Annotated in this window: 9 protein-coding genes and 1 pseudogene; 9 read left to right on the forward strand and 1 reads right to left on the reverse strand. The window is 36.2% G+C overall.

Annotated features, from left to right (window positions below):
- On the forward strand, window positions 1–173 hold a 173-nt coding region (locus AC1DJR_RS14595), incomplete at its 5' end, for a tyrosine-type recombinase/integrase (protein WP_477002887.1).
- A gap of 131 nt (window positions 174–304) precedes the next feature.
- Here the strand turns inward: AC1DJR_RS14595 and AC1DJR_RS14600 are convergent.
- Window positions 305–526, reverse strand: coding sequence for a hypothetical protein (locus AC1DJR_RS14600; protein ID WP_477002882.1), 222 nt, complete (start codon window positions 524–526; stop codon window positions 305–307).
- 97 nt (window positions 527–623) lie between these two features.
- Here AC1DJR_RS14600 and AC1DJR_RS14605 point away from each other — a divergent pair, with 97 nt between their 5' ends.
- The 8 genes and pseudogenes from AC1DJR_RS14605 to AC1DJR_RS14640 form a co-directional block, all read left to right on the forward strand.
- Entirely contained in the window at window positions 624–803 is a 180-nt protein-coding gene (locus AC1DJR_RS14605; RefSeq protein ID WP_088113631.1) for a hypothetical protein, read from the forward strand.
- 21 nt (window positions 804–824) lie between these two features.
- On the forward strand, window positions 825–1,673 hold the full coding sequence (gene terS / locus AC1DJR_RS14610; protein ID WP_477002883.1) for a phage terminase small subunit: 849 nt from the start codon (window positions 825–827) through the stop codon (window positions 1,671–1,673).
- Window positions 1,666–2,746: pseudogene (locus tag AC1DJR_RS14615) on the forward strand (DEAD/DEAH box helicase family protein). The gene terS and the pseudogene AC1DJR_RS14615 overlap by 8 nt, the downstream one beginning before the upstream one ends.
- 69 nt (window positions 2,747–2,815) lie before the next feature.
- Entirely contained in the window at window positions 2,816–4,297 is a 1,482-nt protein-coding gene (locus AC1DJR_RS14620; RefSeq protein ID WP_477002884.1) for a phage portal protein, read from the forward strand.
- A 113-nt stretch (window positions 4,298–4,410) separates the two neighbouring features.
- Entirely contained in the window at window positions 4,411–4,929 is a 519-nt protein-coding gene (locus AC1DJR_RS14625) for a phage head morphogenesis protein (protein ID WP_477002888.1), read from the forward strand.
- Window positions 4,930–5,042: 113 nt separating this feature from the next.
- Window positions 5,043–6,254, forward strand: coding sequence for an XkdF-like putative serine protease domain-containing protein (locus AC1DJR_RS14630; RefSeq protein WP_477002885.1), 1,212 nt, complete (start codon window positions 5,043–5,045; stop codon window positions 6,252–6,254).
- A 16-nt stretch (window positions 6,255–6,270) separates the two neighbouring features.
- Entirely contained in the window at window positions 6,271–7,257 is a 987-nt protein-coding gene (locus AC1DJR_RS14635; protein WP_477002886.1) for a major capsid protein, read from the forward strand.
- Between the two features lie 604 nt (window positions 7,258–7,861).
- Window positions 7,862–7,956 (forward strand): YqbF domain-containing protein (locus AC1DJR_RS14640; protein WP_477002889.1); only part of this gene is annotated, 95 nt, incomplete at its 3' end.

Genomic DNA, 7,956 nt, shown 5'->3' on the forward strand with positions numbered 1-7,956 from the left:
AAATTGGAACGCATACGCTTAGAAAAACGTTTGGATATCATTACTATCAAAAAACAAAAGATGTGGTAATGCTACAAACAATCTTTAATCATTCTGCTCCATCGATTACATTGCGTTATATAGGAATCCAGCAAGATGAGATTGATAAATCATTAGAAGATTTCAGTTTATAAATAAGAAACAACAAAAGTAGCGAATCCGCTGCTTTTTTATTTTTTAAAAAAGAACCTGCAAACCTGCAGATTCTCCTGACAATGATTTATATAAGTGAGACTCGAAAATGAATTCAAGAGCGTTTGTTAATTCAATCTGTTCTATAATCATTGTTTCTAATTTTCTTTTTTATATCTAAAAATCCTATAAGCATAAGTGTTATCAATACTAATTTAATCCAATGAAATTCTTGATGGAACATTAGTCCATAGAAGAATTCACAAGCGTATATTAGCCCAATTATAAGAAATAGCCAAATCATAGATTTCAAATCTTTTAAATGATATTTGTATTTATGGATTTTTTTCCACATATGTATCAGCTCCTTTTAGTATGAGTTACTTATAATATTACATTTAAATTAATAGATTAACAATAAAATACAAAGCAATTAGCGTGAGGTGGTGTAAATGGAAGAAGAAAATATAATCGTTCCTACATGCTCTGTTTGTAATGAACCTTGTATGTGGACCTTAAAAATGCCATTAACTATTACTCATTTTGATAAAACATATATCCGTGAAGCAAATACGGATAATGCTCATATATGCATTGAGTGTTTAGAGAAGGAAGTGCAAACAATTGGATAAGGGGGCAGGTGTTATGTAATTATGGCCAGACAACGAAGTCCAGACCGTAACAAAGCGTATGAAATATTTAAAGAACATAACGGTGATATTACTAATCGTAAAATTGCTGAATTATTGTCTACATCCGAGAAAACTGTAAATGAAAAAACAGTTGGGGGATGGAAATCCAAAGATGAATGGATAGACAAATTAAATGGAGTACTCCATAAAAGTGAACGGAGTACTCCGAAGAAAGATGCGGAGTACTCCAAAAAGAAACCAGGAGCACCCAAAGGTAATAAGAATGCTGTAAACAATCGTGGTGGAGCTAAAAAGGGCAATAAAAATGCTGCTGGTAATTCTGGTGGTTCTGCTCCAATGCGTAATGGTAACGCGGCTACTCATGGCTTGTATAGAAAGTATTTGCCGCAAGAAATATATGATCTGAAAGAAGAATTAAAAGAAGTAGTTAACAATGATTCATTATCAATCATTTGGGAAAGTATTATGCTGCAGTACACTCAAATCATTCATGCTCAACGTATTATGTTTGTTAGGGATAAAGAGGACATGACAAAGGAACTAAGAAAGAAAAAGCTTACCGAAAGTGGTTTTGAGGAAGAATGGGAAATTCAATTCGCTTGGGATAAGCAAGCTAGTTTCTTAAATGCTCAATCTAAAGCGATGACAACATTAGTTAATCTTATTGAAAAATACGATAGGTTAGCCAATACAGAGGAACAAAAACTACGTATTGAGAAACTCAAGAAAGAAATCGCAGCTATTAAAATTGATGGTGAAACCAATCAGAATACAGAGGACTGGAAAGAGTCGCTTATGAAGATAGCAGAACGCAGACGCAAGCAAAAGGAAGCTGAAGCTAATGAGTAATACAGCTTTTACTGAATTTATGGAGATCATAGATGTTTATTGGGATGATCCAGTCGCGTTTGCTGAAGATATGCTTGGGTTTTATCCTGATGAATGGCAAAGAAAAGTTCTTATGGATTTAGCACAAAGTCCAAAGGTTTCTGTGCGTTCTGGTCAAGGTGTTGGTAAAACAGGTCTTGAATCAGTGGTTGTTATCTGGTTTCTCTGCTGCCGGCCAAACCCAAAAGTTATTTGTACAGCACCTACAAAGGAACAATTATTTACTGTACTTTGGGCTGAAATAGCAAAATGGTTAGAAGGTAGTGCAGTTAAAAATCTTCTTAGATGGACTAAAACACGAGTATACATGATTGGTAGTGAGGAACGTTGGTTTGCTACTGCTAGAACAGCGACGAAGCCGGAGAACATGCAGGGTTTCCACGAAGATTATATGTTATTTGTATGTGATGAAGCTTCTGGTATAGCAGACCCTATTATGGAAGCTATACTTGGTACTTTATCTGGTGCAGAAAATAAACTGTTTTTGTGCGGAAACCCAACAAGAACAAGCGGTGTATTTTATGATTCTCATAATCGTGACAGAGATTTATATAAAATCCATAAAGTTTCAAGCTTAGATAGCCCTAAAGTACAAACAGTTAAAGAGAGTAGATATAAAGGTCGATGATAGTGGCGTTGGTGGTGGTGTTACGGACAGATTGAAAGAAGTTATAAAATCTGAACGATTACCATTCAAAGTATATCCGGTTGTTAATAACGGTAAGCCGCTCGATGATGAGCATTATGATAATGCAGGGGCAGAAGGATGGGCCGTTGTAAGGGACATACTTGAAGAAAATATGAAAGCATTTATACAAGGTGAAGAGCCTACAACGGAGATTCCGAACGATGAAAAAATGATTTCTCAATTTTCTAGTCGTAAATACAGAATAACAAGTAGAGGTAAAATTGCCTTAGAGCGAAAAGAAGAAATGAAGAAACGCGGATTGCAATCACCCGATAGAGCAGATGCTATAGTTCTAGCCTTCTATAAACCAAAAGTGGTTATGGGTGGGAAGGTAAAAAAAGTTTAGTCGGACATTTATTGTTCGGCTATTTCTTTTGCTCTCTATTAATAGAAGAAAGGAGGACATACAAACGATATGAGCGATAAGAAAACAATTAAGAATGTAAAAGTATTTGGTATTAATAAAGCAGCAGATGATCCAAAGAATAAGGAAGACAACAGCAAGCAAATGGCGGTAGACCCATTCGCACAAATATATGGCGATAAAGGATTAATTAAACCTCCTTATGATATGAAAGTGCTACTTGATATAAAGGAAAGCAATCCTATTCATTCTGCTTGCATTAGCGCGAAAGTCGATGATATCGCAGGTGTTGGTTTTGACTTTGCGCCTTTTGAAGAAGTAAAAGAAGCGGCGAGCCAAGAGCAATATGAAATGCTAAAAAATTTCATGCGGAAGTGCAACCCAGAAATGACAAGTTCAGAAATTCTTAGAGCTGTATGGGAGGATTATGAAACAGTTGGATGGGGCGTTATTGAAGTTGTTCGCGATAAGAAAGGTGAAAGTCCGGTAGAGCTTTATCATATACCAGGTCATACTGTACGTGCTCATAAGGATAAAGTACGCTTTGCTCAAATCGTAAATAACAAAGAACGTTGGTTTAAAAAGTTTGGTTATTCAGATGATTACCGTCTTGCTGATGGTAAGCCTTTAGGTGCAGAGGATATTGCAGAAAACGGAACAGAAAAAGCCGGAGAAGTAATTGTTATTCGTAAATTCGGTTCTCGTTCTTCCTATTACGGGATACCTAATTACGTTAGTTCTATTGGTTCGATAGTTGGCTCTCAAGCGGTAAGAGATTACAACATTAACTTTTTCACAGGTAAGACTATTCCGGATGCTCTGCTATTCCTTGAGGGAGTCGATGAAATAGATGAGGGAACAGAAAACGAACTAAAAGCGTTTTTCTCTGCAGAAACTAAGGGTGAACATCATAAGTTGGCCGTAGTTCCTGTTCCTCCAGGAGCAAACGCTAGGTTAGAGAAAGTCAGTCCAGACGTAAAAGAAGGTAGTTTCCGTTTATATAAGCAGGATAACGCAATGGAGATATGTGTAGCCCATCGTGTACCGCCTTATCGCATTGGTTGGGCTATGACAGGTTCATTAGGACAAACAACCGCTAAAGAAATGAATGAGATGTACAAGCGCTCTATTATAGAGCCTGGTCAAGAAATCTTAGAACATAGATTGAATAATCAATTGTTCCGTGTATTTGCTGAAATACTAGGCGGTTTAGATTGGCATTTCAAATTAAATGAAATCGATACGGATGATCGTGAAGCAGATTTGAAGTATGCAAAAGACAGTTATGAGGGTGGAATATTAAAACTGAATGAGTCCCGTAAAGTAGTAGGTTATGAGCCTGTACCAGAAGGGGATAAATTCTTTAATGGTAAAACCGAACCTTCAATGCCTGAACCGATTACCAAAGCTGCAGATGAAGAACAAGAGAACATAATTGCTATTAATACATTTAGGGAAAAGCATGAAGAAGTAGAGAAGGTTATGCAAAAGAAGGTAGCTGATTTTTTTCCGGACAGGGAAATAGGCTCTTAAACCTGCTTCCCGTAATTCGTATTGATAAAGCAGATGAAGAGATTGATCTTGTAATTGCAGAAGCCGAAGTTGATGAGTTCTTGGATAGTGTGGATTGGGACGAGGAACGACAAATGTTTGTCGATGAAGTCACGGACACACTACAGGATGATGTTACAGAGTTTGTACAAAGTACCATTGCATCAAACGGTTTAACTTGGATGGTATTAGATCCAATTGGTGACGTTGCTGCAAAATGGGTTGCTGCTTATGCTTTTGAATTAGCAAAGGGAATTCATGAAACTACTAAAGATAGATTAAGGGAAGTAATGTTAAAGAATCTTAGTGATGGAATGGGTGTCGATGCACTAAGTGTTTCTATTGCAGATGTAATGTCAGAAGCCAGTAACTATAGAGCAATGATGATTGCGCGTACAGAAACAACGTATGCGATGAATTACGGCAACTTAATTGCTTATAAAGGTGCAAATAGAAATACAAAGACGTGGCTTACAGGAAACGACGAGCGTGTTTGTAAAGAATGTGGCGGTTTACATGGTGAAACGGTAGATATTGATGAATCATTTAACAATGGAAAGATGTGTCCACCAGCTCATCCTCATTGCCGCTGCACTATGATTTCAGAAGAGTAACAGAAATAAACCTATTGATTGGGGTTTCATCGTCAAAACGTATAAGGCTTTAAATTGGCTGTTATGCGTTTTGACAGTGGAACCCCAATATTTATAGGGAAGGAGGTAAAACGGTGGGATATGAACTGAAAAACGCCGAGATTAGCTATATTTCATTAGTTACAAAAGGTGCGAACGGTCGTCAATTTGCCATTATGAAGAGTGCAACTGCTAAACAACCTAATATATCGAAACAAGTTCCAATCCTTAAAACGGAGGAAGAGAAGCAACTTGTTACAGGCGTTGTATATGAACCGGATGTTGAAGATTCGCACGGGGACAAAATGACCGCAGAAGAAATTGAAAAAGCTTCACATACCTTTATGGAAAATTACCAACACATCGACAAGCAACATGATGAAGTTGCTGGTAAAGGGACAGTTGTTGAAAACTGGATTGCTAAAAGTGATATGACATTAGGCGAACAAGAAGTAAAAGCAGGAACATGGCTTATGACTGTTCGTGTTGATGATACAGAAACCTGGGAAGAAATCAAAAAAGGTGAAGTAACCGGCTTTTCAATGGGGGGATTCGGTGAACGTGTAGAAATCGCAAAAAATGATGATTTTACCCATGAAGAAAAAGGATTTATCCGTAAAATGTTTGATTTCATCAAGGGTGAAACACACAGAATCGAAAAAGGTGAAGTGAAGGACCGTTTTATCGATGGGAAACAAAATCGTGATTTACGTGCTGTTTTTGATTTGTTCGAAGATGTGTTCTATTGGGAGATTTGGGAGAACAATCCCGATATCGACCGTATGACGGCTGCACTTGATGATATGAAGGAAGTACTTGCTTCTATTAAAGGTGGATATACCATCGCTAAAGCAGACGATAAAACGCAAGCAGAAAGCATTGTACTAGAGAGTATTAAAAAAGCTGGGAAAGTGTTATCCCAAAAGAATCATGCGAAATTAGATGAAGCATTGGCTTTAATTAGCGAAATAAAAGAAGCTGCTTCAACAGAGGAGGAAGAAGAAATGAAAGCAGAAGAAATTGCAGAGATTGTTAAACAAGCAGTAGAACCACTAGCTACTAAGTTAGATAAGATTGAGAAACAAGTGAATGGCGAGGAAGTTCCAGGTGATAATCCTACACTAGAAGAGCAAACAGATGCAGAGAAAGCTGCAGAAGTTATTCAAAAGGCTTTAGAGCCAATTACCAAGCGACTTGAGAATATCGAAAATGCTGCTTCTATTCGCAAAGGTTTAGATCCAGATGAAGAACTTACACCAGGACAACAACAAATTAAAAAATCTAAATGGGCAGGATTAAACCTGTAAGGGGAGGATTATCACTATGACAATGACTAACGCAGAATTATTAGCTCATATGGAACGAATTACAAAAGGTGCAATGACAACAGGAGGAACAGCTGCTGGACTATTAAATCCAGAACAAAGTAAAGAGTTCTTCCGAATGGCATTCGATACAACGCCATTCTCACAATTACACCGTAAAGAAATGCGTAAAGCAAAACAAGGTGAATTAGATAAAATTGCAATTGGTGGCCGTATCTTACGCAAGAAAACAGAAAACAGCGACGATAATTACCGTGCGGGTGTTCAAACTTCTAAGATCGAATACAATACAAAGGCTATTCGCTTGCCTTGGGAGATTACAGAAGAATTACTCCGTGAAAATATTGAAGGTGAAGGTTATGAAGATACTGTAATGGCTCTTATGTCTACTCAATTAGGTATCGACTTAGAGGATTTACATTGGAATGGCGATACAGAATCCACAGATGGAATGTTATCTATCAATGATGGATGGTTGAAAAAAATCAAGAAATCGAAAGAGTCTCATATTGTGGACCATGCTAAATTAGTAACTGGTACAGGTGAAGCAGCAGCGGCAAATGGATTTGGAAAAGGTTCTATCTTTGCTTTATCCGGCGCAATGCCAAATAAATATAAAAACAGCAACCTACGTTGGATTATGTCTCCAAGTCGTAGAGAGAAATGGATTGAGTATTTAACAAATCGTCCTACTGGCGCTGGTGATGCTGCATTACTTGGAGCAGGAGATCAAGTTAATAAACCAATGGGATATGGAATTGTTACGGTTCCATCTTTAGAAGACGATGTTATTATTCTTGCAGATCCTAAAAACTTCATTGCGGTTAATACATACGACACTCGTGTTCGTAAAACTACAGAAGGTAAATCTGCAGTAATGGAAGATAAACGTTTCTATGTAATTCATTTTGATGATGATGCTGTAGTTCAAGAAATGGATGCAGTTGCAATCTTAACCAATATTCCAGATACGTTTGGAGCTTAATATCCAGGCGTATTTTTTATGGGAATAAACCCTTTGTTATTAGGGTTTTGAATGTATACTTTTTCAATAATTTCTTGTTTTTAATGGAAAACGAGATGGAATCAATAAAACCAACAAAACGAATGTAAACTTTCAGTTAAAAGTTTACATTCGTTTTTTAATGTGAATATTTAAAAGTTTTAACAGTTTGATAACATGATAGTTAAACAAATTAATGAAGAACAATGAGTTAATATAATATTTTATAAAGATAGATTATCGAAATTTCTGCGTAATATTAAAGTAATTTCTAAAAAAATATTTATACTAAGCCATAAAAAAATAATTATAAAAAGAAAATCAATAATTATTATTAAATAGTTTTTTGACTCTCTTTTTATTTCTGTATTTAGTGCTGAAATAAAATTCATTTTCAATAAAATTAAGACTGAAAAAAATAATAAATTGAATAAAAAAATATCCATTATGAGACCCCTTTGTATGTTTTGGTAATAAATGAGACTTATTACCAAATATACAAAATTTTTCGTTAAGGAGGAAGTCCAGATAGATAAAAAAGTAAACTTTTATTTAATAGTTTACATTCGTGAAAGGGGTGTTAATTATGAAAGTAGTTACGCTGCGATTCGGTGGCACTTACACCGCTTATGGACAAAAGTTTAAGAATGGCCAAGAAGAAACAGTTGCAAATGATAAAGC

This window comes from Bacillus sp. 05T31 (genome assembly GCF_056396725.1).